Annotated in this window: 13 protein-coding genes; 11 read left to right on the top strand and 2 right to left on the bottom strand. The window is 70.2% G+C overall.

Annotated features, from left to right (window positions below; translation table 11 throughout):
- The first annotated feature begins 369 nt into the window (after positions 1-369).
- From EP26_RS36370 to EP26_RS22860, 10 genes are read left to right on the top strand one after another with little or no spacing between them, the layout of a single operon-like run.
- A complete protein-coding gene (locus EP26_RS36370; RefSeq protein WP_043342157.1) occupies positions 370-2,730 on the top strand; it encodes a CHASE2 domain-containing protein in 2,361 nt (786 codons plus the stop codon).
- A gap of 13 nt (positions 2,731-2,743) precedes the next feature.
- Positions 2,744-3,118, top strand: a complete 375-nt coding sequence (locus tag EP26_RS36365; protein WP_043342156.1) for a response regulator — start codon at positions 2,744-2,746, stop codon at positions 3,116-3,118.
- A 14-nt stretch (positions 3,119-3,132) separates the two neighbouring features.
- Positions 3,133-6,288 (top strand): poly-gamma-glutamate biosynthesis protein PgsC/CapC, encoded by a 3,156-nt coding sequence (locus EP26_RS22895; protein ID WP_043342155.1) that lies wholly within the window; start codon positions 3,133-3,135, stop codon positions 6,286-6,288.
- Positions 6,285-8,831 carry a hypothetical protein gene (locus tag EP26_RS22890; protein WP_043342154.1) on the top strand — a complete coding sequence of 849 codons (2,547 nt, stop codon included), beginning with the start codon at positions 6,285-6,287 and terminating at the stop codon, positions 8,829-8,831. Before EP26_RS22895 ends, EP26_RS22890 begins: the two co-directional genes overlap by 4 nt.
- On the top strand, positions 8,821-9,744 hold the full coding sequence (locus EP26_RS22885; RefSeq protein ID WP_157033693.1) for a hypothetical protein: 924 nt from the start codon (positions 8,821-8,823) through the stop codon (positions 9,742-9,744). The genes EP26_RS22890 and EP26_RS22885 overlap by 11 nt, the downstream gene beginning before the upstream one ends.
- Positions 9,741-14,867, top strand: a complete 5,127-nt coding sequence (locus tag EP26_RS22880) for a hypothetical protein (RefSeq protein ID WP_043342152.1) — start codon at positions 9,741-9,743, stop codon at positions 14,865-14,867. Before EP26_RS22885 ends, EP26_RS22880 begins: the two co-directional genes overlap by 4 nt.
- Entirely contained in the window at positions 14,851-19,017 is a 4,167-nt protein-coding gene (locus EP26_RS22875) for a hypothetical protein (protein WP_043342151.1), read from the top strand. The genes EP26_RS22880 and EP26_RS22875 overlap by 17 nt, the downstream gene beginning before the upstream one ends.
- Positions 19,014-21,821, top strand: a complete 2,808-nt coding sequence (locus EP26_RS32305) for an ATP-binding protein (protein WP_052389556.1) — start codon at positions 19,014-19,016, stop codon at positions 21,819-21,821. The genes EP26_RS22875 and EP26_RS32305 overlap by 4 nt, the downstream gene beginning before the upstream one ends.
- The gene (locus tag EP26_RS22865; protein WP_043342150.1) at positions 21,818-22,213 is read left to right on the top strand and encodes a response regulator; all 396 of its coding nucleotides are present in this window, start codon (positions 21,818-21,820) and stop codon (positions 22,211-22,213) included. The genes EP26_RS32305 and EP26_RS22865 overlap by 4 nt, the downstream gene beginning before the upstream one ends.
- Positions 22,214-22,259: 46 nt before the next feature.
- Positions 22,260-22,568, top strand: a complete 309-nt coding sequence (locus EP26_RS22860) for an Hpt domain-containing protein (RefSeq protein WP_043342149.1) — start codon at positions 22,260-22,262, stop codon at positions 22,566-22,568.
- Positions 22,569-22,792: 224 nt separating this feature from the next.
- On the opposite strand, the gene EP26_RS35160 is transcribed toward EP26_RS22860, so the two are convergent.
- Both EP26_RS35160 and EP26_RS22855 read right to left on the bottom strand, forming a co-directional pair.
- Positions 22,793-23,083, bottom strand: a complete 291-nt coding sequence (locus EP26_RS35160; RefSeq protein WP_157033692.1) for a hypothetical protein — start codon at positions 23,081-23,083, stop codon at positions 22,793-22,795.
- A 132-nt stretch (positions 23,084-23,215) separates the two neighbouring features.
- Positions 23,216-25,432, bottom strand: a complete 2,217-nt coding sequence (locus EP26_RS22855; protein ID WP_043342148.1) for a calcium-binding protein — start codon at positions 25,430-25,432, stop codon at positions 23,216-23,218.
- A 252-nt stretch (positions 25,433-25,684) separates the two neighbouring features.
- On the opposite strand from EP26_RS22855, the gene EP26_RS22850 reads away from it, so the two are divergent.
- On the top strand, positions 25,685-26,185 hold the full coding sequence (locus tag EP26_RS22850; RefSeq protein WP_084112815.1) for a transposase: 501 nt from the start codon (positions 25,685-25,687) through the stop codon (positions 26,183-26,185).
- Positions 26,186-26,367: the final 182 nt, after the last annotated feature.

The following is a 26,367-nucleotide window of genomic DNA, read 5'->3' as shown; positions in this document are numbered from 1 at the left end:
CAATGCTGGGCACGAAATTTCCAATGAACCTTGCTATCTTCCTGATTGATCGGGAAGATGTGACGCTGTCCGTTATTCATCCATTTTGGCGCATTATCCGTGCGATATAGGCTTCCCTCATTTGCTGGACCGGTCCTCGTAGTTCTGGTTCTGACTCTTGCCTTGCGGGGAGTCGGTGCCCTGGACCCAGTAGATGGATCGTTCCATGACCATGCAATGCGATTGCTCCCGCAACCTTCCTTCCAGCACGCTTTGCTGGTGCGCTTAGAACAGAGCGTTCCCGGCCCAACCGCCGTAGATGGCGCCGCGCTTGTCGGTGCGCTGTCACGTCTCGGGGCGCGGCAGGTCGTCTTTCCCGCTGACGCTGGCATGGCGGTTAGCTCGGGTGATGGCGCGACGGTTCTGGCGGGACGCCATGCACGCCCAGACCTCTCCGGCCAGCCTGACGCGGGCTGGATCCTGATCGATCCGCCGGTCGGCAATGTGGCAGGCTGGGGCGCCGTGATCCTGCCTCCGCTCGAAGCGGGGGTGCTTCGTCGCATGCCAACCACCGTGCCAGTGGACGGCGCGCCGGTTCCGACCCTGCCCTATGCTGCCGCCCGGGCAGCCGGGGCACCGGGCCTGCCCTCGCCGGGCGAGACCTTCCTGCCGCGCTTCCCACGCAGCCTCGCCTCCCTGCCATCCGTGGATGCCGGGCGGGTGCTGGAGGAGCGGGTTCCGGCCGAATTGGTTACGGGGCGCAGTGTCATCCTAGCGCCTGCTGCCGACCCCCGCCTGCCCGGCTTCGCCACGCCAGCGGCCGCGCATACCGCCGCCCTCCAACTGCCGGAACTGCATGCGGTCGCGCTCGACGCGCTGCTTTCAGGTCGGGCGGTGCGGGAATTGGGTCCGCTTGCCTCCTTTCTGCTCGTCCTGGTGGCGGCCCTGGGCGGCTCCGCACTCTATCTGCGCCTTGGCCCGCGGCATTGGCCCTGGGCGGCGCTCGGCGTCACCGCCGCTATCCTGCTTGCCAGCTATGCGGCCCTGCGCTGGGCCGACCTGCTGCTACCCGTTGCGATGCTGCTGGTGTCCCAGGTGCTGCTCTCCCTCGCGCTGTGGCGTTGGCGGGAGGTGGCGGAGGACCGCGCGCTCAGGCAGATGCGGCGCGAACTCTCGGCCCGGCTGCGCAAGGTGGCCGCCCCTGCCTTCGAGGAGGAAGCCGCCGCGGGCAGTGGTACCTGGCAGGCCGCGGCCATGGCGTCCCGCCTGCTCGGGCTGCGGCGCTCCGTCTTCCTGGTGCCGCGCCCGGCTTCAGCGGGCGCGCCAATGCTGGAACAGGCCGCCGGGATCGGCGCCAGCCTAGCCGATATCCCGCCCGACCAGCGCGATCCTTCGGCGTCGCCCTTCAGCCTCGCAGTCCGTGAGGCCGGACCAGTCGCGGTGGAGCGCGGCTTCCTCGCCTCCGCAGAGGAGGGCGAGGAGGTCTACCTCGCGCCCTTGCGGTCCCGCGCAACCGAGGGGGAGGGCATGAACATAGCCTTCTGGGCCTTCACGCTGCCGCGGGGGGAGGCGCAGCGCGTGCCCGCGCTGCTCGGCGCCATCCGCGCCGCGGCCGAGGGGCTGGAGGGGCCCGCGGCCATGCCCTGGAGCCTCGGTACGGGGGTCAAGCGCCTCGATGCCGAACTCTGGCGCGATGTGGATCGGCTCATGCTGCGGGCAGCGACGCTCGCCGGCGTGCTCGAGGAGGTCTCGACCGCCGCCGTGGTTTTCGACCCGCTTGGCCGCGTGCTGCACCAGAATGCACGCATGGCCGCAGCGGCCGAGGCGGCGGGCCTGCCGGTGGGTGCCGGGCTGGCGCCGCCGGACCTTATCGCCGCGCTAGGCGGCCTGCCGCAGGACCAGGCCGCGCGTCTGGTGCGCCGCGTGCTGCTGGAACGCGTGCCGGTCGAATTGAACGCCGCGCGCTTGCTCGGCGGCCGGCGCCACCTGCTGCGCCTCACGGTGCCGGCGGGAGAGGCAGAGGGAGAGGCAGCTGCGCCGGCCCTGCTCTGCGAATTGGTGGACGTGACCGAACCGCTGCGCCTTGCGGAAATCCAGCGCGGCTTCGCCGAGCATATCGGGATGAAGCTGCGCAACGAGATCGAGGCCATTCAGCTCGGCGCCGGACTGCTGGAGGATCCGCGCCTGGCCGAAGCTTCCCGGCCCCGCGTTCTGGCACGGCTGCGCGCCGCGCTCGAGGCCATGCGCGCCACCATTGCCACCGTTGAATCCTTCATGGCCTTCGAGATCGGCGACCAGGTGCTCCAGGCCTATCCAGTGGATGCACTCGCGGCCTTGCGCCTGGTCGTGACCGAAGCCACGCGGGCGGCGGCGCGGCGGCCCGGCCTGCGCATCGAGCTGACGGCGCCCGAGATCGCGGACCTCGCCCTCGCGGCACCGGGCGCGCTCGAGGCCGCGTTGCGCGCGATGCTGCTGCTCCTGGTGGAGGATGCGCGGGGTGGCGGCACGATCTCCATAACGATGGAAGAAGGCGCCGCCGCCGTCGTCATCCACTGCGCCAATGAAGGCTTTGGCATGCCCAACGCGCGGCTCCAGGCCGTGCTCTCCGGCGAGGAGGCGCCCGGCTCGGCCGAACTTGGCGCATTGCGCGAGGCAGCGCGCGCCGCTTCGGGCTGGGGCGGCACCTTGGCCGGCGAGGCCTCTCCGGGCGAGGGCTTCCGCCTCACCCTCACGCTCACAAAACTGTTCTGATGGAGCCTTGCCCATGCCAAGCGTGATGCTGGTGGATGACGACGAGCTCCTCCGCGACCTCCTGCAGCTCCGCCTCGAGGTGGAGGGCTGGGATGTGCGGACAGCGCCGGACGGCGCGGCAGCCATCGCGGCCCTGGCACAAGGCGGGGCCGGGGTGCGGCCCGATGCCGTGCTGCTCGACCTGCTGATGCCGGTGATGGACGGCATGCGCTTCATGCGCCACCTGGCCGAGGATCTGCCGGACCCGCCGCCTGTCGTTGTTCTTTCCGCAATCGACAAGCCGGAGATCCGGCGCGACCTGCTGGCCGCCGGCGTGCGGGAAGTGGTGCGCAAGCCCGTCGAGCTGCCGGTACTGCTGGCCGCGCTGCGCGCCGCGACCGGGGCCTGAGGCGCGGCGCGCGGATGTTCGGCTGGGTACTGCCGATCTTCCCCGAAGGGGGTCTCGCCAGTTCGGTGATCACCACCGTATGGATCGGCGTCTGGGTGGTGGCCTTCTTCAATCTTCGCTTCGGCTGGGTATTCTCCGGCCTTGTCGTGCCCGGCTACCTCGTGCCGCTGCTGATCGTGAAGCCCTTCGCCGCGGCGGTCGTGATCCTCGAAGCCGCGGTGACCTACCTTCTCGTCTGGTACTTCTCCGAACGCCTTTCCTCCGGGCGGAGCTGGAGCAGCCTGTTCGGACGCGACCGCTTTATGGGCCTCGTGCTCGCCAGTATCGTAGTGCGGCTGGTCTTCGACGGCTGGGCGCTGCCCGCGTTCGGCGCCTTCCTGAACGAACGCTTCGGCATCGCCTTCGACTGGCGCAACAACCTGCACAGCTTCGGGCTGATCGTCGTCTCATTGATGGCAAACCAATTCTGGAAGCCGGGCTTGTTGCGCGGCCTCGGCACTGCCTGCGTGACGCTCGGGCTGACCTTCCTGCTCGTGCGCTACGGGCTGATGGAGTTCACCAACTTCCGCATCAGCGGCATCGCCTACCTGTATGAGGGCTGGGCCGCCTCCATCCTCGCCAGCCCCAAGGCCTATATTATCCTGATCGCGACGGCCTTCGTGGCTTCGCACATGAACCTGCGCTATTCCTGGGAATTCGGCGGCATCCTGATCCCGGCGCTGATCGCGCTGCAATGGTACCAGCCGGTGAAGGTCGTGACCTCCTTCCTCGAGGCCTTCATCATCTATGGCCTCGGCGCGCTGGCGCTGCGTGCGCCCTTCTTCGCCGACGTGACGATGGAGGGCGCGCGCAAGGTGCTGCTCTTCTTCAATGTCGGCTTCGCCTACAAGCTGCTGCTCGGTTGGGCGGTGGTGCTGCTCGGTATCGAGGTGAAGCAGAGCGACCTATTCGGCTTCGGCTACCTGCTCGCCACGCTGATGGCCCTCAAGATGTACGACAAGGCCATGCTGCTGCGCTTTACCCGGTCGACCCTGCAAATATCGCTGGTCGGTGTCGCGGCGGGTACGGCGGCGGGCTTCCTGCTGCTTTTCGCGCCCACAGGCCTGGTTTCGACCGCGGCCGAGCCGCGCGCGGAGGCAGCAGCGGCATTGCGGCGCGAGGATACCGGCCTGGCACTCGCGCTCGCGCAGCGGAGCATGGAGATCTACGGCCGCTCGATCCCCGGTGAGGCAGCGTCCCCGCCGCCCAACGCGGCGCAGATCGCCGCCTTTCGCCGCAGTACGGAGATGCTGTTCTCGGGCGAAGGTGCGGCGGAGCCCGAGCGCCTCGGCCGCGCGGCGGGTTTCCTCGCCACCGCTGGCTATCGGCTGGAAGTGCTGCAAGGCGGCTGGCTGCTGCTGGCCGAGACGGAACCAGGCCGTGGTTGGGGCAGCTTCGCCGTCGACCCCCGCGGCAGCGCGCCGCTGCTCCTCACCATGCCGGACCCGCTGGCATTGCCGGGCCTGCCCGCCGCCGCCGCGCTGATCGCCGCAGACCAGGGCGCGCGCGCCGTGGCCCTCGCAGGAAGCAGCGCGACCCTGGCGGCGGACCGGCTGGCCGACCCTTCCGCCATGCCGCAGCCGATGCAGCAGGTCTTCGCCGAGGTGGCACTCTCCGGTGGCCTGGGCCTGCTGGAACTGCGGGCGGGCTTCGCGCCGGGCCTTGCCGTGGCCGGCACCCTGCCGCGGGGGCTGGACGCCATCGGGCTCGGCCGCGCTCTCGGCACCGGCCTCGCCCCGGAATTCGGCCCGGTGCCCGAGGGCCATCTCCAGGCCGGCATCGCCGGTTCCGGCTTCGCCACGCTGCGGCTCGACCGCCCGGCACTCCGCCGCCTGCTAGCCCGGGAGGTGGAGGTCACGGAGGTCATGGAAGGGCGCGGCGGCCTCGGCGCCCTACTGCTCGATCGTCTCTCCGGGCCGGAGATCATCGCCAGGGCGGGATCGGGCGCTTATGAACCGCCCAGTCTCGCGCAACTGCGCTACCTCGATGCCGAAGTGCTGACGCCCCTGCTGCGGGAGGCACTGCCCGCCCTCTCCGGAGCCGGTGCCGCGGCGCTGGCGCCGATCGGCCGCGCTGCCGCGGCGCTGGGCTATTCCGTCTCGCTGGTCCGCAGCGGGCCGGAGGGCGAGACCCTGCATGCCCTGCTGGCTGAGGCCCCGGTGCACCGCCACTGGGGCAGCTACGGATTCCGCGCCGGCGCGGCGCCTTATGCGGTGCAGGTTCCGCGTCCATTGGCCGAGGCAAATGCGCTGGAGTTCGGCTTGTCCCTGCACGACCAGCTCGGTGCTGGGGCGCTGCTGGTCGCCGGCGCCGATCCTCGCGCCAGGGCCGACCGCAGCGCCGATCCGCTTTATCCGCAGGCACCGCCGGGTGTCTTCAACTTGGTCGGCCAGGTGCTGCTGCGCGAGGCGGCGGAGGCACCGCTGATAATGGTACAGGCACGCGCCCTCGGCGTGCCGCGCGAAGGCAGCCTGCCGCCGGAGGATGTGCTGCTCGCCCTGGACCGCCTGCCCCTTGCCGGTGGTGCGCGGGATCCGCTCGCGGCTTGGCTGTTCGGCACGCTGGGGCGGCTCGGCCTTTCGGCGCGGGTGGTGGATGGCAGCGCGACTACGGCGGGCTACGGCATCGGCTGGTCGGCACCGGCGCTGTATCTTTCGCAGGCGGGGCCGCAGAAGGGGGTTGCCGTGCTCTGGCTTTCACCGGTCGCGCGGCTGGCCTTCGCACAGCGTACCGAGGCGCGGCTGGAACAGGCGCAGTTCGATGCGCTCGGTATCCCGACGATGCAGGCCACGCCCGCCACCTGGCTTGCCGATGCAGTGCCTGTGCCGAATGGCGCCGCGCTGCCGGCGGACCTGCGCGCGGCGCTCACGGGTTACATCGAACGGCGGGACATCCTGGCGCTGCGGGCCGTGCAGCGGCATTTCCCGGCGCTGCGCTTCCGCCGCCTGGCGAGCCCCGAGGGGCGGCAGACCTTCCTTGCCGCCGAAACCGGAACGGGCGCGCCACTTGCGGTCGCGAATTTGACGCCGCTCGACGCGGAGGCGGTGCTGCGGGGCAGGGATGCGCTTGGGCACTTCCTGGAAACGCGCGCGGGCTGGCTGCTCCTCGTACCCGAGGCGCCGGTGCGGTGAGGCTCCTCGGAAGGCTGCTGCTGCTGCTGCTGGTGCTGCCGCCCCTGGCCTGGGGTGCGCTGGCGGCCTGGCAGGGTGCGCGCACATGGGTCGGGGGCGATCTCGCCACGCTGACGCGGCTCGGCACGGCGCAGACAACCCTCGCCTATGTCCTGGACAACGAGCGGTGGACGCGCTTCCCCCTGGTCGGCCCGCAAGCCGCGGTGCGTCTGGTCAGCCACGCCGATGTCTCCGCCGAATGGCGCGACGATGCGGAGGCCGAGTTCCGCTACGCCTATGCAGTACAGGTCGTGGATTCGCTCGGCGGCTTGTTGCGCGAGACGGTGCTGCACCAGCGCACCGGTATCGCCGCGCTGCGCGACCCCGCCAGCGGCGAAGCCTTCACCACTACCGCCTATGCCGATGCGGAGGAGATCCCGACCACCGCCAGCGCACTGGTGCTCGCAATCGAGGACCTGCCCCGCGCCGCGGCCGCGCTGCGCCTCCGCCTCGTCTCCGCGGTGCCGGACATCAGCCGCGTGGCCATCCGTGTCTACCAGCGCACGCCGGTGAACGATCGGCGCGTCGCCGTGCAGTGGGACCGGCTGACGGCCGAGCAGCGCATCCGCCTCGCGGAGGGCAACGCCTATCCGGCGGCGTTGCTGACCGAAGCGGAACGCACCAACCTGCTGCGCCGGCAATGGAAACCTATCGGCCCGAGCGGTATCGCCGGGCGCGACTACCGCAGCCGCTCCCTTTTCCTGTTGCAGGATCTCGGGGGGGAGCCGATCGACCCGCCCGCCCTGCCGCCGGGCCTTTTCCTCGATACGCGCCACAATGGTACGCTGCGCTTGCCCGAGGCGGGCGCGGCACTGACGCTTCGGGTCGAGCCTGTCGCACCGTCCAGCGCCAGCTCCGGTACGCTGCGGCTTGCCTGGTACGGCACCAGCCTGGCGCAACGCGAGGCGCGGGAATTGCCCTGGTCCGCGGCCCAGCCGGATTTGCGTGTCGAACTCGGGGGCGGCCTGCTCGAACTCGCCTCGGACCAGCCCGTGGCGGTCCGGGCCTTTCTCCCCGACGGGACAGAGCTGACGCAGGAAATTCCGCAACTCCGCGCCTTCGTCGCCGGGCCGGAGGCCTCGATCACCTTCCCGGTGCTGCATCTGCAAGGACAAGGCCCCACGCCGTTACGCGTGGACCTCCGCTGCCTCTGCTTTGACGCCATGCCGGCGCGTGGCGGTGCGGCGGGCACGGCCGCGGCGCTGCCGGCCGCCGCCCTGCTTGCCGGCCCCGGCGCGGCGCCGGTCCTGCGCTATGAGCTTCTCTCGGCCGATGGTGCCGTGCTGCGCCGGGACGAGATGCCCGTGCCTCTCGAGCCTTCTCCCTACGACCGGCTGCTCGGCCAGGACCGGCTGGCGCTATCCGAACCGGCAAAGCTGCATTTCGTAGTCCCGCGGGAAGCCGTGGCACTGCGGCTTGCCGCCTCGGTCCCCGTGCTGCTGAACGGCTACAACCGCCCGCCCGACCTGCCCTGGCGCGTCATGATCCCCGAGGACCGCTTCGCGCCGGAAGATCCCCTCGGCACCCGCCCGGCCTGGTTCGGCATGCGGCCGGCGGAATGGGATGCGCTGCTCGCGGCCAATCGCAGCGTCCTGCTCGCCACCCAGCCGCGACCGCCGGAGGACGACCCGGAACTTCTGGCCGGCCGTTACGACTGGGAGCAATTCATGCCCGGCGGCAACTGGCTGGCGCGCGAGGTGCTGGCCCCGCGTGAGGCGACACCATTGCGCCGCCTGTCGCTGGGCGCTGTCTTCTCTCCTCTGCCGGAGGATGGCGAAGTGGCGATGGAACTGGTGCCCGCCACGCCCGGCGGCCCCGTCACGCCGGTCCTGCTGTTCCTGCGCGACGCACCCGGCCCGGCCACGCTGCGGTTGGAGGTGGACGGGCGGCCGCATCTCACCACGCAGGCCGCCGCCGCGCGCGGCACGCTGCCGCTGCCGCCCATCCCCGCCGGTACGCGCCGCATCCGCGCCTTCGCCCCGCCCGGGACGGCGCTTTACCTCAGCCAGGTGACGCCGCTGCCGGGAGCATTGATCAGCCGCCGCGCCATCCGCCTCCCCGCTGGTGAGACGGTCTTCGACTACGAGAAGCGGGCTCCAGTCGGGGCCGAGCGGCCGGAATTGGTCGTCGCGCATTTCTACGCCCAACCCGCGCCGGGCAGCGCGGCAAGGCAGGAGGTGGCGATCAGCATCGAGGGCGGCCCGCCGCGCGACCTCGGCCCGCATGCCCATTTCACCCTGCGCGAGCGGCTTTATGATGTCAGGCGCGGGCCGGAGCCGCCGGATGTGCGCGTGCTCGGCGTCGCGGCCGGGCCTGCGGGGCCGGAGCGGGCGCTGTTCCTGCCCTTCGGCCCGGACCTTCCGCCCGGCCTGTACCGCATCCGCATCCGCCTTTCCGAAGGGCCAGAAGCGTTGCTCTCCCTCACGCGCACCACACCCGGCCTAATCGAGCGGCGCGACATCAGGCGCGAACAGATCCCAGGAGCCAATGCCCTTGCGCGATGACGCCCATCTTCCCCGCCGCCGGCTCGGCGCTTCCGCCCTCGTGTTGGCGGTGACGAAGGCGAGGCCGGCCCGCGCGGCGAATGCGCTGGATGCGCTGCTGGAGGCGACGGCGTTGCAGGGCGGCTATGTCGCCGCCACCGCCGCCGAGGCGGCACGGTCCGAGGAGCTGTTCCTGCGCCTGCTGCGCGGCGAATACGGCACCGCCCTGGCCGAGGCGTTCCGCCCGCTCGGCTTCGTGCTGGAGACGCTTTCCCTCGGCCCCGAGACGCTGGCCGTGCTGCGAGAGGCGCCGGGGGCGGCGACGGGCAAGGGGCTCTATGTCGTCCGCTCGCCCGGCACCGCGCCCGTGGCGTTGCAGGCGCCGCACCGGTTCCACGACCTCGATACGGGCACCATCGTCGCGCGTTTGATGGCCGAGGAGGTTCGCTTCGCCGCCGCCTCCTGGAACACCACGCCGCGCCGCCATGACGACGCCGCCGGACGGCGGGTGGACGCCGACCTAGCCCATGCCCCGATCAGCCATTTCAACGCCTTCACCCGCGCCTTCGGCCGTTCCCGTCCGGGCGGTCTGGTCGCGCAGCTGCATGGCTTCGAGCAGGGGCGGCGCAGCTCCTCGGCCGGGGGGACGGCTGCCATGATCGTCAGCGCGGGCACCGCCTCGCCGGGCCCGCAGGTGCGGGCGTCCGCCGCCTGCCTGCGCGCCGGGCCGGAGGCTTGGCAGGTGCTGCTCTACCCCGAGGATGTGCGCGAACTCGGGGGCACGACCAATACCAATGCCGCGGCGCTGCGTGCTCTGGGTGGGACGACGGAGTTCCTGCACCTGGAAATGGCGCGGGAGCCGCGCCGGCGGCTGGCGCGCGAGGTGGCGCCGCGCAGGCACTTTGCTGCCTGCCTGATCGGGGCGGGGCGATGAACCGGCTTCGCCTGCTGGCGGCGGCTACGCTCGCCCTCCTGCTGCCGGTGGGGGAGGCGCCGCGCGCCGCCCTGGACGCCGTGCGGGAAAGGCTGGCCGGCACCATCATGCCGCTTCTGCGCTGGGACAATATCGAGGGGGCGCCGCTCTGGTCCGGCGGCACGCCGCCGCGCTTCGACCGGGGGCTCGGCCAGCATCTGGTCACCCTCGCGCCGGGAGAGGCGACACGTCTCTGGCTTCCCGCCGGCACGGTGCTTCGGCTGCGGGCGCCGGAGGGGCGGCTCATGCCGGACGAGATCGCCATCGGCATGTCCCAGGGCAGCGGCCTGGCGGTCGAGGCGGTGCCGACGCCGAGCGCGGATGGACGCGACCTGCTGCTGGGCGTGCCGGCTTCCTGGCCGGCATTGGTCACGCTGGCGCGGCCGCCGGGTGCGGCGGGGCCGCTTGCTCTCGGGCTGTTCGTGGCCCGGCTCACCGCTCCGCCCGACCCCGTGGCCTATCGCGACCGGCTGGACCTGCCCGGCCCCGACCGGCGGCTGCGGATCGAGCGGCGTTGGGAGAGCCTGGCCTTCGACCTGCTGGAACCGGCCTTCCCCCAAGGCGTGAGCGTCACCGGCCCTGCGCGGCTGATGCTGGAGACACGCCTTCCCTATGATGAAGGCCCGCCCGCCTGGGTCCGGTCCTACCGGATAGGCGCGGCGCTGGATGGGCGGCCCTTGCAGGTGCTCGAATTCAGCACCAGCCCCGATCAGTCCCAGCCCATCCGCATCGATGGCTCGGGCCAGGCGGTCGGAGCCTTGCAGCGCGGCTGGCTGGACATTCCCGCCGGCACACATGGCCTGACCCTCGACACGGACAGGCCCGTGCTGGTCCGCATACTGGCCCATGCGGGCGGGGACTGGCTGCTGCCCGGGCTGAACGCCCCGCCCGGTGCCGGCCTCGGCCAGGTCATCACCGGCGAGGGATGGGATGGCAGCGCGGGCATCTGGGCGGTGGAGGAAGCCGATCTGCACCGCGCCCTCGGTCCCGCGCCGCAAGGCGCCGCGGCGACCGAACGCCTGGCCCGGCGCCTCACCCGGGATGCGGAGTGGAATGCCGGCCTCGCCGGGGCGGCGCTGATGGACCGCGCGGCGCAGCGTTTTCCCGGCCTGCCCGAAGCGGTGCAGGCGGCGGAGCGCATCCGCGGCGCTGGGACCTTCTGGCGCGACCTCGCGCCAGCCACCGCCGTGCCGCAGCAGGAAATGGCCTGGGTGGCGCTGCCGGTGCTGAACGACCCCCTGGCGCCCCTGCCGCGCCAAGTGCCGCCGGGCCTGCCGCCCGACGTGCTGCTGACCGGGCTGGCACGGGGCCTGTTCGTGGTGCCGCCGGGGCCGGGCGGCCCGCCGCTGCTCTACCCGCTGCCGGCGCGCGAAGCGCCCTCCAGCCTTCGTCTGCTGGTGAGGCGAGCGGACTTTACTACGCCAGCGGCGCTCATGATGCAGGTTGGCCGGGAGGCGCCGCGCCGCCTCGTCCTGCACCAAGCCCCCGAACTGCCGCCCGAAGCATATGCCGAAGCGCCCGGCGACGCCGGCCTGGCGCGCCTGCCCAAGCTGGAGGGACCGCGGGGCACAAGTTCGGGCGCCTTCGCCCAGTCCCGTCCCCCCGGCCCCCTGCTGCCCGCGGGCGCGATGGAGATCCCGCTGCCGCGTGGAGCCGAGGTTGTGCGGGTTTGGTCAGAGGCCGCCGGAGCGGCGCCACCCGTGGCGCTGCAATACCGTGCCTCGCGCCAGGATGGGCTGGAGGACCAAGCCTATCCGGAAGCGCTGCGCCGCTTCCGGGATGGTGCGCTCGGCCTATTTGCCCGGGCATTGTCCGATGCGATTCTGTGCGAAGCCTGGCTGCAGGATCCGTCCGCCTGCCCCGCTTCGCGGGAAGCCGGTGCCCGGACGCTGCGGAATGAATGGACACCTTTGCTCCGCCTGCTGCGGGCCCGTCACCGCGCGGAGTTCGGCACCGTCACCGCCGACCCCGCCCTTTCGCCTCCCCGGAACGCTGGCGCACCCGGGACGGCGGAGGCCCGTGCACGGGAAGGCCGCCGCGATTGGCTGGGCGCGCTGGAGGCCTGGACCCATGTTGCGGAATCGGCCGGCGGCGATGCCTGGTGGCAGGCCCAGTTCGGCCGCGCCGAGGCTTTGCGCCAGCTGGGCGAAGCCTACCTGGGCGAGCGCCTGCTGAAGGCGCTACACCGCACCGCCCCGGAACCCTTTCGCCGCCAGGCCTTCGAAGGCCTGCGCCGCCTCGCCGCCGAATCCGGAGAGCCGGAGGCGCTGCTCGCCCCGCTTGTGGCCCAGCTTGCCGCCAGCCGGCAGCTCGACCCCGCGCTGTTTTCCGACCTCGCCGCCGCGTTGGCGGCTTCGGGGCGGGATCGCATGGCCGTGCAACTCGGCCTGCTTCTGCCGCCGGCGCAACGTCCGGCCGCGCTGCCCCAGGCCGCCCTGCGCGCCGGCTGGGCGGATGTGTTCGAACGCCTGCTCGCGGAGGAACCGGACCCGGCACGCCGAGCCCTCTGGCAGGGCCTCGCCGCCCAGCGCCGGGGCGAGGAGGCGGTGGCGCTCAGCCTGTTCCAGGCCGCCGGTGCCGAGGGCGCCCCCTGGGCCGTGGCCCTGGCGCGCGGCCAGGCGATCCGCGCCCGCCTCGGCCCGGACGGCGCGGCGGCCCGAGAGGTTGCGCGCGACTGGGGCGAATGGTGGACCGCCCATCCCGGTCCGCGCCTCTGGGAAGATGCCGAGGCGCTGGTCGCCGCCCATGCCGGCGGCGCGGTGCTGGAGGCGCCGGGGCGCGACCTGCCGCTGCGCGCCTGGCGTGCCGATCCCGGGCGCCCGGTGCGGGTGGAACTCGCCGGCCCCGCCCTGCTGCGGATCGAGGCGCGGCCCTTGCACCCCGGCCCTGGCGCCCCGCCGCTGGAGGGCTGGGTTGAGATCACGACCGAGAATGGCGACCGCATCACCGTGCCCGTGGCGCGCAACCAGCCCTCGCCCGGCCTCGCGCTGGTCGGTGGCGCAGGCACCCCGGGCACTGCGGTTGCCGAAACCATCAGCCTTCCCGCTGGCCGCCATGCCGTGACCGTCACGCCCCGTGGCTTCGCCGCGCTGGTCCGCGTCTTGCTCGGCCAGCCTGCCCTGCCGCTTTCCGTCCTGCCGCCGCCCCAGCCCACGCTGATGCCGCGGGGCGCCGCTTCCGTCCCTGTGGCGGCGGATGAGGCAGGTGCGCAGCGCCACCGCATGGGGGAGTTGATCCGCCGGTTCGAGGCACGGCCGGACGGCGATCCCGCCGCCCTGGCCGAGGCTGCGCGGCTGGCTCAGGAGAACCCCGAGACCCCCGGCCTTTCCGGGCTTTGGGCACACCTCGCACAGCAGAGCCGCTGGGAACGCGTGACCACGCTCGATTCCAGTGCCGGCTACCGGGCCCTGCCCGCGCCCGGCTGGCAGCCGGAAGCCCCCGCGCTGCGCGCCCGCACCGCCCTGTTGCCGCGCCTTTCCGCGGAGGAACAAATCTTGGCCCCGGGCGGGGATTTCGCTGTTTCCTTTGTCAATACCGCGGCCACGCTGGTGGAGGCGCGGGTCGTCATGGCCGACCTGCCCGGCGTGGCGCCGGCCCCTATCACCGTACTCTTCCGGCTGGACGAGGGTGTGCCGCAGGCGGTGCGGCTCCTGCCTGGCCAGCCCGCCACGATCCGGATCCCAGTGCCCGAGGGCGAACATGGATTGCGCTTTTCCATCGCCGATCCGCAATCCAACCGCTTTATCCGCCTGCGCTTCACCGAGGCGGCGGAAGGTGCCGCCCGCCCCGCCCCGAGCGAGCCGGAACGCGCTTTCGACGTGGCCACGGTAGCGGAACCCGTGGTGCTGACGCTGGAAGGCCCCGCCTGGCTGCGCGTAGACGAGTTCAGCCCCGAGGGCGGGATCGTGCCGCGCTACCAGCATGTCGCGCCCGGCTGGCAGACGCTGCGTTTCCGCCCGCCGCCGGGGCAGGCGGAATTGCCGCTGCGGATCTTCCGCCTGGTTCCCGAACGCGGCGCCCTGTTGCCCGCCCCGCCACCGCTAGCCGCCACCGAGGCTGCACCCGGCGCGCCCATCGCCGTCCCGGACCGCCAGCCGGCCCAGCCGATCGCACTGGAGGACCGCCTGCCGCTCGGCGGGCAGGAGGATGGGAGTTGGAGCCTTTCCGCCTCAGTCGAGCGCACCCTGCCGGCCGATGAGGAACCGGGCCTATCCCGAAGCGCACTTTATGCCCAGCTTCTCGCGGGGTGGCGTTATCTGGATACGCGCAACCGCCTGCACTGGCGCGGCGAGGTGCTGGGTCGCGGCGATATGGACGGCGGCTCACCCGCACTTGGCCTTCGCGGGCGGGTGGAACATGGGCTGGCCGACGCGCCGCTCACCCTCTTTGCCACTGCCAGCGCCTATGGCCAAGTCCTGGACAGGCAGGGCGCCGCCTGGTCGGGCACCCTCACCGCCGGGCTGCGCTGGGAGAACGAGATCAGCGAGAAGACCCGGCAGTTCGCCACCATCAGCGGCTTTGTCCGCGCGCTCGGCGGTATCTCGGCCGAGGATGCGGGGAGGCGGCGTCCGGACCCTGATGTCTTTACCCGCTACAAGGACCAGCACCGCCAGGGCCTGCGCCTGTCCTATGCGCTGCGCCACCAGCCCTGGCTGGATACGATCTGGACCCTTGGCGCATCAGTGGTGACGAACGAGGACCTGAACCTGTTCCAGCCGGACCACGCCTCACTCAGCGCGGGCTGGCTCCAGCTTCTCGGCCCGGTGGTGCTCGAAGCTGGCATGACGCAGACGCGGTACTTCGCGGATGCGGACCGGTCTGCCGCCCGCGACGACACCCTGCTTCGCCTCGGCCTGCTGCGAGAAGGCTGGCTGCCCTCGGGCCAGCGCTGGGAAATCGGCGCGACGGCCGGTTACCGGACCCTCGCACGGGAATGGGTCGGCCTGCTTTCCTTCACCTGGCATTTCAGCGGCGGTCGTGGCTTCCGCGACTTCACCCCGGCCGAGGTTCCCTTCGCCACGCTGCGCGAGCGGCCCCTCTTCGGAATGCGCAACAACGGAATGGGCAATGCTCCGGCATATTGAGACACCGACCGCGCGCGAACTGCTGGCCGAGGGAATTCACCCGCACTTCCTGAAAGCCGAGGCAAAGCTGCTGGCCGAACTCGAGGCCGGCTTCGCGCCCCCCGCCGCCGGCGAGCCGGCGGAGGCGCTGGCGCGGCACCTGCTGGCCTATACCGAGACCCATGCCGCGCGCCTCGCCACGATCCGCGAGGCCTTCGCCGAATTCAACATCCGCCTCGCCCGCGCGAACGGGGCGGCGGAGCGGCACGGCCATATGGCGGATTTCGCCCGCAGGCTGGGCGCATCCGAGCGTGAATTGCGAGGTGATGCCGAAGCCCTGCGCCGCTGGTTCGGCCCGGACGCCATGATGGACCGCACCCGTAAGCGCCTGGGCGAGGAGGAGCGGCGCCTGGCGTTCGCGCTCGGCCGGCTCGGGCCCGTCGCGGCGCGGGTGCTTGCCGGCGCGGATGACGTGCGCGCCGCCTGGCGCCGGCTGGGGACCGAACCGCTGCTCGCGCTGATGCTGGCGCATGAGGGTGATGGGCGGGTGCGCGGGGCCGCCATGCGCTGCCTCGCCATTGCGCTGCGGGCCGCGCCATCGGCAGTACAGGAAGCTTTGCTGGGCGAGGCCACGCTGCGCCGTGTCCAACGCGCGGCGCTGGAGCCCGGGGAAGATGTCTGGACCGCGGCCGAGGCGCTCGGCCTGCTGCGCAATGCCTCGCCCTGGCTGTTCCGCCGTGCGCTGGAATTGCGGCTGGCGCCGGCCTCCACCCCGCCCGCAGACGATATTTTCTTCCGCCGCCGGGCCGTAGGGCTGCTCTGCGTGACGCTGGCGGAGCGGCCTGACCTCGCGGACCTGCTGCCGCTCGTGCTGCGGGATCCGAGCCCGGCGGTGCGCCAGGCCATGGCGCTCCACCTGCATGCCATGCCGCGCGAGATGGCCGCGGCACGCTTCCCGGACCTGGCCTGCGCGGATGCGGCGCCGGAAGTGCGTGCCGCCGCCCTGGCCGCGGTGGAGCGCCTGCTGCCGGGTATAGGGACCGGGCCGCTGCTGCCCGTGTTCATCCGCGTGCTGCGCGAGGAAACGAGCGCCTTCGTCCTGCGCACCGCGTTGCTATTTGCCGACCAGGCCTTGATCTGGCTGCTTCGCCACCAGCCGGGTGCTGCGTCCGCCTGGGCGGATGCGCTGCTGCCGGACATGGAAAGGCTGCATGCCGAGGCAGCCTCGCTTTCCGTCCGCCGCTGGGCGGCGCAGGCGCGCGAGCGCATCTGGTGCCGCAGCACCCCCGCCGCGCGCGAATTGCTGGACGCCCTCTCCGCCACCGCAGGACGGCTGGATGAGGGGCGCGCGCGGGGCCTGCCACGGGCGGTGGCTGCGGCCGACCCCGCCCTGCTCGGCCGCGTACTGGCGATGATGGCGCAGGCCGATTTTGGCTATGACCTCACGGGCCGGCGGCTTCGCCGTGGTGACCGCTTCAGCTTTCGTCTCTGGCGCGCGCTGCATGAATGGCGCAACCCCTCGCCGGACAAGCGCCAGGCCTTTTCGCACACCATCGGCCGCGTCTACACCGGCACGCTTGCCGCGCCTTCCGGGATCATGGCGGAACTCGCGCAGACCAAGGTGCCGGGCGAGCCTTATTTCATTGGGGAGGAGGCAGGCTGGCGCCCCTGGCTGCCGCTGCCCGACCATGCGCTTTCCGCCATCGATACCGGCGCGACCGTCACCCTGCATACCGCCGAGGGCGTGACGGAAATGGAACCACCGCGCGGCTTGCTGCGGCGCCTTTCCGCGCGGCTCAGCCTTTCGCGCCGCTTTCCCGCCATCGCCGATCTGCGCAACTGGAGCGAGGCACGCAGCCAGCCGCCAACCGCCTATCTGCGCGCGCTTTCGGAACTGGGCTTCGCCTTCCGCCACCATCCCCATCCCGGCACCGGCACGGACCCGGCGGTGGCGCGCTTCTTCCCCGCCTTCGCCCCGTTGCCGCTGATGGTGGACGGTGCCCTCTGGCGGCAGGTGGAGACTTATTTCGTCTCGGTCTACGAGAATTCGCTGCAACACCTGGCAATCTTCATCGCGCTTGCCGGTGCCTGGTTCATCGGCCGGCACATCCTGGTGAATGCCCAGATGCGCCGCGCGCGGGAGGCAATCCCGCTGGTGCTCGGCGGCTGGGGCACGCGCGGCAAGTCGGGGACGGAACGGCTGAAGGCGGCGCTGATTAGCGGCCTGGGCTATCCGCTGATCTCGAAGACTACGGGCTGCGAGGCGATGTTCCTGGTGGGCGAGCCCTTCGGCCAGGTACGGGAGATGTTCCTGTTCCGCCCCTACGACAAGGCGACGATCTGGGAGCAGATGAACGTCGTCCGTCTTTCGGTGCGGCTGCGTGCGGATGTGTTCCTGTGGGAATGCATGGGGCTCACGCCGGGCTATGTGCAGGTGCTGCAGCGCCATTGGACGCGCGACGATATCTCCACCATCACCAACACCTACCCGGACCACGAGGATCTGCAGGGTCCGGCGGGGCGCAACATCCCGGAGGTGATGACGAATTTCATCCCGCAAGGCGGCACGTTGCTGACGACCGAGGAACAGATGCGGCCGATCCTGGCAGATGCCGCGCGCCGGCTCGGCACGCGCCTGGTGCCGGTGGGCTGGCTGGAAGCGGGGCTGATCCCGTCGGATTGCCTGAAGCGCTTCCCCTATGAGGAACACCCCTTCAACATCGCCCTCGTCCTCGAACTGGCCGAGGAACTCGGCGTGGACCGCGATCTCGCGCTGAAGGAAATGGCGGATCGGGTGGTGCCGGACCTCGGCGTACTGAAAGCCTTTCCGGTCGCGCCTGTACGAACGCGACGGCTGGAATTCGTCAATGGCATGTCGGCAAACGAACGCTTCGGCGCCATGTCGAACTGGGCGCGCATGGGCTTCGACACCCAGGACCCCTACCGGGAACCAGGCGTCTGGCTGACCACGGTGGTGAACAACCGTGCGGACCGCGTGCCGCGCTCACGCGTATTTGCCGCGATGATAGCCAATGACCTCTCGGCCGACCGGCATGTGCTGATCGGGTCGAATCTTGAAGGTCTGCAAGGCTACATCGAGGAGGCCTGGGCACAGCGCGCCGCCGGTATGACACTCTGGCCCGAAACCGGCGCGGCGCAGGAGGCTGAGCCAGCCGAGACCCTGGACGTAATGGCCCGCTGGTTGCGCATCTCCCGCAGCCCGGAGGAGGCGCGGGCCTTCCTTCGCGCCATGCTGGAAGGCCAGCCCGGCCCACTGGACATCGAGGCGCTGCTGGCCGAGGCGCCCGAGCGGCTGGAGAATGCGCTCTCCGGCGCAGGCATTGCCTGCGCGGCAGATATCGCCGCACGTTACCACCGGGCCTTGCAGACCGCCGCGGAATATGCCGCGCTGGCGGAACGCATCCGCGCCGGGACTACGGACCGCAAGGCACTCGACGCCAGCTTCGTGGAACAGGCCTCCGCCTGGTTCCGTGCCAAGATCCTCGTCGTCGAGGATTTCTACGCCTCGGGCGACCAGGTCGTCGAACGCATTGCCGCCGAGACGCCGCCCGGCGTGCTGAACCGCGTCATGGGGGTCCAGAACATCAAGGGCACGGGCCTCGACTTCGTCTATCGCTGGCAGGCCTGGGACACCGTGCACACCGCCTGCCGCATGACCCGCAGCGGTGACCCGACGCAGGCGCAGGAAGGCCTGCGCACCCTGGCCGCCTACCAGGAATTGGGCATCCTATCCGAGGAAACGGTGCGCGAGACGCTGGAGGCGGTGCAGGTCGAACCGCCTGTAGCCGGTGCCGCCTTCCTCGACCAGATCGAGTTGGTCCGCTCGAACCTCGATCGCCAGATGGCGGAGCTGCGCGCGGGCATGGGCGTAACCCGCGCCGCGGGTGGCCTTTCCCGCGTGGTGGATGTGATCGAGGCGCTGCTGGATGCGGGCGATGCGGTGCGCCGTCGCCGCAAGGCCGAGCGCGTCTACCGCGACCTCGCGGCCGAACGCATCAGCCTCGACCGCGCGGCGCTGGAGCTGAAGAAGCTGAACGCGCGGCAGAAGGGCGGCTGGCTGGCCGAGGAGATCCAGCGCACAGGCGGGCGCCTGCGCGGCCTGCTGCATGCCCTGCCCGGACGGCGCCATAGCGAAGGAAAGGCAACATGATCCCGGTCCCCGTACCAGTCCCCATCCCGGCCAGGGAGCAGGAACGCCTCGCAGCCCTGCAGCACTACCGCCTTGAGATCACCGGCCAGGAACCGGAATTCGACCGCATCGCGCACCAGGCAGCGGACCTGTTCGACGCACCCATCGGCCTCGTCACGTTGGTGCTGGAGGATGAGCAGCGCTTCATGGGCGTCTGCGGCCTGACCTCGCCGGGTACGCCACGCGACATCGCCTTCTGCGCCCATGTGCTCTCGGGCGAAGAGGTCTTCGTCATTCCTGATGCGCGCCTGGATCCGCGCTTCGCGTATAATCCGCTTGTCACCGGCCCTCCGCACATTCGCTTCTACGCCGGTGCGCCGCTGATGCTTGCGCCCGGTCTTGTCGCGGGTAGCCTGTGCGTCATCGGACCCGAGCCGCGGGAATTCGGCCCGGTGGAGCACCGGCGCCTGGCTGCGCTGGCGGAGACGGTGGTGGACATGATCTCCAACCGCCTCGGCAGGCTGATGGCACGTGACGCGGAGGCGCGTGCGGAAGCGATCACCCGTCAGCGCGACGAGATACTGGATGCCATGCCGGCATCCCTCGCGGTCTACGACAGTGAAGGCCTGCTGCTGCGGACCAACCGCCTGTTCCGCGCCACCTTTCACCCCGACCAGCCGGAGTTGATCCGGCGCGGCATGTCGCCAACCGAGGTCTGGCAGGCGCTGGAGGCGCAGGGCCATCACCCGCTGCGCAACACGTCCGACATGGCGTGGCTGGAGGTGGGCAGCAGCGAGCGCCGGCCCGCCCGCAGGGCTCCCTTCGAGATTCGCCTTGCCGACGGCCGCATCTTGCGCGGATCAGAGACCGCAACCGGTTCCGGGCTGGTGATCTCGGTGAAAATGGACATCAGCGACATCAAAGCGGGCGAGGCGACAATCAAAGCGCAGGAGGCGCTGCTGCGCACCACGCTTGAGACCATTGAGCACGGCGTTGTGGTGGTGAATGCCGATCTCAAAGTTGCATTGTTCAACGAACGCTACTTTGCCATCACGCGCTGTCCAGCCGCACTGAAGCAGATTGGCATACCGATCGAGGCGCTGATACGCGCCTGGGTCCAAGACCAGGAACTGACCGAGGCCGAACCGGATGAGTTGGTCCGCATCCGACTGGCATCCCTGTACCGGAAGGAAAGCCTGAGAGCCGAATTGAGGACGCGTGACGGCCGCCATGTCCTGTTCACGCGCATCGCCATGCCGGATGGACGCTTCCTCGTCACGGTCAGGGATGTCACCGCGCGCCGCGAGGCGGACCGGATGAAGGATGAATTCGTGGCGACGGTAAGCCACGAACTCCGTACGCCGCTGACCTCCATCGGCGGCTCACTCGGGCTACTGACCGCCGGCGTCGGCGGGGCGCTGAACGACCAGGGCCGCCGGCTGCTCGATATCGCGCGGAAAAACAGCGACCGGCTCGTCCGGTTGATTAACGACCTACTCGATATCGGCAAGATGGAGGCGGGGAAGCTGGAATTCGCCTTCCGCCCCTTGCCGCTCTTGGCGGCGCTGCGCCAGGCTATGGAGGAGAACCGCCCCTATGCCGAACGCCTCGGCGTTACCCTCGACCTGATCCTCCCGCAGGAGAACGGGGACACGGAAGGACTGGTCGTCTCCGCAGACCCGGACCGGTTGCAGCAGGTGATGACCAACCTAATTTCGAACGCGGCGAAATTCTCGACCCGGGGCGACCGCGTTACGCTTGCGCTCGAGCGGAGGCGCGGAGACATGGCCCGCATCACCGTTACTGACCAGGGGCCAGGAATTCCAGAAGAATTCCGCTCCCGCATTTTCCAGAAATTCGCCCAAGCCGATGCAACCTCAGGGCGGATGCAGGAGGGAACGGGCCTGGGCCTCGCCATAGCGCAGGCGCTGGTGGAGCGGCACGGCGGCCGCATCGGCTTCGCCCCTGGTCCTGGCGGCCATGGCACGCGGTTCCATGTCGACCTGCCCTTGTCCAGGCCAATCGCGTCGCCTCGGTCGACCGAGGTTCTGGTTTGTGTCGACAAGGACGCGGGGGCGGCGGCCGACTACATGGACGCGGTGCTGCGCCGAGCCGGACTGGCGGCCGAACGCGTCTCGACCGTAGCCGACGCGCTCGACCGGCTGGCCGCGCCACCCCCCCCGCACGCCGTGATGCTCGAGGCCGGGATGCTGAACCAGGGCGGCATCACGCTGGTCGAAGCGATGCGCGAGCGTGAGGCGCTGCGTGGCGTCCGCCTGCTGGTGCTTGCGGTTTCCGGCTCAGATGCGGCAATGGCATCCGGAGTGGTGAAGGGCGGGGCGTTGGATCTCGCCGACTGGATCGCGGGACCAGAGGCTATCGAGCGGATGCCCCGCGCATTGCGCGCGACCCTCGCCGCATCGCAATCCGATGCTCCAGACCGCACCCAGCCACGAATCCTGCATGTGGAGGACGACCCCGACCTGCGGCATTTGGCCGCTCTCTCGCTTGGCGATGAGGCCGAGGTCGTGGCGGCGCCGGACCTTGCCACGGCATTAAAGGCGCTGGCTGCGGATGGTGACGCCTTCGACCTCGTGATCCTGGATATCGGCCTCCCCGACGGATCGGGGCTCGACCTGCTGCCCTTGCTGCGGCTGCCGGGCGGGATTTCCGCGAAGATCGTGATCTATTCAGCCTACGAGCCGGATTCTGAGGCGGCACATGGCGTTGCCGCGGTCCTGGCGAAGTCGCGTGTGTCGGTTGCCGACCTGGCTTCGACCGTGCGGCAGCTGGTTTACGGAGACAGTGCGGAGGCGAAGCCATGACACGGACACTCGAGCACGTGCTGCTGGTCGAGGACGATCTGGATATCCAGGAGGTCGCGCGCATGGCACTGGATCTGCTGGGAGGTTTCCGGGTCACCACCTGCAGTTCAGGACGGGAGGCGCTGGAGCGTGCACCGACTGCGGCGCCAGACCTGATCCTGCTCGACTACATGATGCCCGGGATGGATGGTGCCGCGACATTGGCGGCGTTGCGCGCCATTCCCTTATTGGAAAAGGTCCCGGTGATCTTCGTCACGGCGCGGGCGCGACCGGAGGAGATCGGCACATTCCGGCGCCTCGGTGCCGTAGGAGTCATTACCAAGCCCTTCGATCCCATAGCGCTTCCGGGACAGATACGCGCACTTTGGGAGCAGGCGACCAGTGGCAACTGATGATTCTCCGCAGGACCGGGACGTATTATTCGATGAGCGTCTCGCGGTGCTGCGCAGCCGCTTCGCGGCGCGGCTGCGGCAGGATGTGGCGGAACTGGCGGAATTGGCCGGACAGCTTTCCGCAGCGGGACACAGAGAGGAGGCGCTGCGGCGAATCCATGCCCTGGCGCATGGGCTGCATGGCACAGCCGCCACCTTTGGGCAGCAACGGACGGGCGAGGCGGCCGCCGTGCTGGAAGCCGCCGCAGAAGCTGCCCTGGCCGGAGAGGAAGGCGAGCCTTGGCCGCAGCGGGTGAAGGCCATGCAAGCCGCGACCGGCCTGCTGCAGGCCATCCGTTCCGAGGAGCCAGGCTGATACGTCCCGTGGCCTTGCTGCTGGTGCTCTTCCTGGCGGCATGGGCCCGGCGACCTCGTCCACGCGGGCGCAACCCTCCGCGCCCGGTACCAAGGGCGGCTGGCAATTCCGCTGCCCTGCTGGGGGACGGCGGTGGAACGTTCAGGCGATGTCGCACGCCTTGGCTTCCGGGGGCGGATCCGGCGGTGCCGCTGGTTTGCCACAGCGACCAGCATGGCGCGACATCACTGGTGCTTGGATTGTGGCGACTGGAACAGCCAAATGTGCAGGCCGCGCTGGAGCCGCTGCGAAATTTCTTTACCGCTCGGCCCGGCGCATCGATGCACGTGCAGTACTTCCGCGACGTGTCCCAATCCGCCTTTTCCGGGTTCTACATAGCCACTTGGCGTGTGCTGGGTCCAACTCGGGTCGAGGTGCCGGGTGGCCGCTTCGACGCCGTCGGCTTCGAGCGTGAGACGGTCAGCGTTTCCAGCAATGCGCGCCGCTTCCAGCGCCAGGTTCGCTTCCGGCTGCACGCAACGACGAGTGCGCCACTGAAGGTGGAGCACACCCCAATGGCAGGTCGGGTGGATCCGGATTTGCTGAGTTGTGAAGCGACGGCGCTACGCCAGGCGAAGCGCGGGGCGCAGCGCCAAGCTGCCCCAGCCTCACGCCATTATGGTGAAGTCGCCCGCGTCCAGCGCCGGCTTCTCGGACAGGATCGCGAACAGCACCCGGTCGTCCACGCCATCCGTGTCGTTGCCGTCGGTATCCCAGTAGAGCTTGCCGGAAGCGGTATCGTAGCAGACCTGTGCCAGGCTCCCCGTCGCTTTGCCGCCACAGGAGGCAACGAAGCGGCTTCCGTCGAGCAGACCGTCGCCGCCGGAGTCTAATTCGCCGAGTAACACGCTGAAGCCCCCCGCCGAGATCCAGATCTGGTCGTCCATGCTCTTGAATTCCGAAATCGTATCGGCGCCGAGGTTCGGTGCCGCGAAGACGAAGGCATCCAGCCCAGCCCCGCCGGTAAGCGCGTCAACGCCCTTGCCGCCCTCTAGCCTGTCGCCCCCCGCGCCACCGAGCAGCGTATCGGCGCCATCGCCACCAAGCAGTGTGTCCGTGCCGTCGCGCCCGTCGAGCAGGTCGTCCCCGGCATAACCATTCAGCCGGTTGGCGGCCGATGAGCCATGGAGCCTGTCGCCCCAATTCATGCTGCCCACCGCATGTTCGATAGAGGACAGGATATCCATGCCGCCGAGACCATCCGCCGCCGTGCCGGCCGCGAGGTCCAGCGTGACGGAGGCATCGGCACTCCAGTAGCTCACGAGGTCAATGCCGCTGCCGCCATCGATTGTATCGTCGCCACCCTCCCCGCGGAACCAGTTGTCGCCCGCGTCGCCAACCAGACGGTCGCGGAAGGCGCTGCCGCGTGTGGCGCCAATGCGGAGCAGGAGGTCGGTGTTGTCCCAGCCGTCGCTGGCCGTCTGCCGTTCGAGGTCTACCACCACGCCGAAGCCGTCCCCATTCGCATCCGCATCCATGAGGTAGTCGGCCGAAATCCACCTTCCCCAGCCCGCGATCTCCGGTGCCATAAGCGTATCCGCGCCGTCGCCGCCGCGTAGGTGGCACATCATCTGGTTGTCGAACAGGCCGGGATCATCGGTTTGGCTGATCCGCTTGCCCTCCAGCACGTCGCCGAGGGCGGTTCCGATCAGCACGTCGATGGTGTTGATGGCGCCGAGGCTTTCCCGGTTGCCCCAGCCGTCGTTCTCAACGATGCCCGTATGCAGGCTCGCCACCGCGCCCTGGGTCTGGGTACCTTCGGAGGCGGCGTAGGGAGCGAAGGAAAGGAAGTCCATGCCGCCCCCGCCTTCATAAGCGTCCACCCCCTGCCCGCCCATTAGCGTGTCATCGCCGTCGCCGCCGAGGAGCGTGTCGTCACCAGCCCAGCCGAACAGGCGATCGCCGTATTCCCAGGGTTGGTCGCCGCCGCGCAGGTAGTCGCCGAAGGCGGAGCCGATTATGCCCTGGATCTTGTCGAAAGTGTCGGTCGTCCCGTAGCCGTCCTCCGCGGTGCCCGCAGCGACAAGCACGCCGTCCACTATGATGGCCGAGGCGGAAAGGTTCACCAGCACCCTGTCTGGGCTTTCGCGGTAGTCGGCCAGTACCCGCGTATCGGCCTGCGGCGCACGCAGGGTGTCGTCACCGGCGAGGCCGCGGAGATGGCTGTTCGTATCGTCGGCACGGCCGGTCAGGTCGTCCGCGAGGCTGGTGCCGTAGGCACCCTCCAGGCCCAGCAGCGTGTCCTTGAAACCCCAGGGATCCGTGGCGAGGCCCGTGGCCAGGTTCACGATGGCGCCCTGGATGATTCCTTCCTCGTCGTAGCGCACGGCGTCGAAGCCGGCGCCGCCGTCGATCCGGTCTGCTCCCGCGCCTGGACGGAAGGTGTTGGCGCCGGCGCCGCCGGCCAGTGTGTCGTCAAAAGCCGAGCCGGCGACGTGCTCGATGCCGGAGAGCGTGTCTGTCGCACCGCTATCATCCAGGGCTGTCCCGGCGGCGAGGTCCACCCGGACCCCCGCAGCCGCAGCCGAATAATCCACCCAGTCAATGCCCGTGCCGCCGGAAAGCAGGTCCACGCCTTGGCCGCCGCGGAGCGTGTCGTCACCCGCGCCACCATTCAGCGAATCGTTCCCGACACCGCTCTCAAGCAGGTCCGCACCCGCGCCGCCGAGGATCGTGTCGTTGCCGTCGCCCCCGGCGATCCAGTCGTCGTTGCCCTGGCCATCGATCCAGTCGTCACCGGCGCCCGGAGAGCCGCCTGTCACGCCGGCCGTGATCAGCCCCGGCTTGATCGTGTCTCTGCCCGTCGTTCCAATGAATCTTGCCATGGCGCATTCAGGTAGTTTTCAACGTGACAACATAACCTAATAGGTTATTTTTCGGCGTAATTATACATCATAAGTTGAATATACCGTTGTGGCCGTCATAAACGCAGCAGCAGGCGCCAAGCCAGACGACCATGATCAGCCAGTCCACCAGTCACGGCAGCGGCACCCGCTGCGCCGCGACCGTCGCGGTCACCACCGCCGCGACCTGCTCAGCCAGGGCGGTGGTGGAGAGCGGCGCCAGGTCGACTCGCTGTGCCCAGGCCAGCTTCAGCAGCCGCCGAGCGAGCCCGTCATAGGTACCGAGCCGCAGCGCGGGCGGGGCGCCGATTAAAACGCCTCCCTGGAAGGCACGAGAATGAAGTGGCCCGGCGGTTGGCGAGCATCCCCGGCTTCGGTGCGATTGGCGCGACAGCCTTGGCCGCGATGGTGCCCAATCCGCTTAGCTTCGCCTCGGGACAGCACTTCGCAGCTTCGCTTGGCCTGACCTCGCAGCCACACTCGAGCGGCGGCAAGGAGCGCCTTGGCCGGATCTCCCGGCAGGGCAACGCCATGTTGCGCCGCTTGCTGGTGCTCGGCGCCACTAGCCGCCTGCGCTATGCCCGGCGCAGCCCAGAGGCCTCGGACTGGGCCACGCGCCTGCTGGCGCGGCGGCCCTTCAAGGTCGCGGCTGTGGCATTGGCCAACAAGATGGCCCGCATCGCCTGGACCCTGCTGGCCCGGGGAGGGACCTACACAACAACCGCGACCGCCTAGGCGGTTGCGTCCGAGCTCGCCGGGCGCCGCGTCCGGCGGGGGCCAAGGTGCTGAAGCGACGATGACAGCGAGAGACCGGTGAGCCGGTAACGAGACAGGCCGTTTATCGCAATGCGCCCCCCCAAAGCGCGTTCACCTGATTGCCCCTCGTTCCGCGCAGCTCATCAGGGCCCGCGGCCAGA

It is taken from the genome of Belnapia moabensis DSM 16746 (genome assembly GCF_000745835.1).
Lineage (GTDB): Bacteria > Pseudomonadota > Alphaproteobacteria > Acetobacterales > Acetobacteraceae > Belnapia > Belnapia moabensis.
This window is presented reverse-complemented; position numbering and strand designations above follow the sequence as displayed.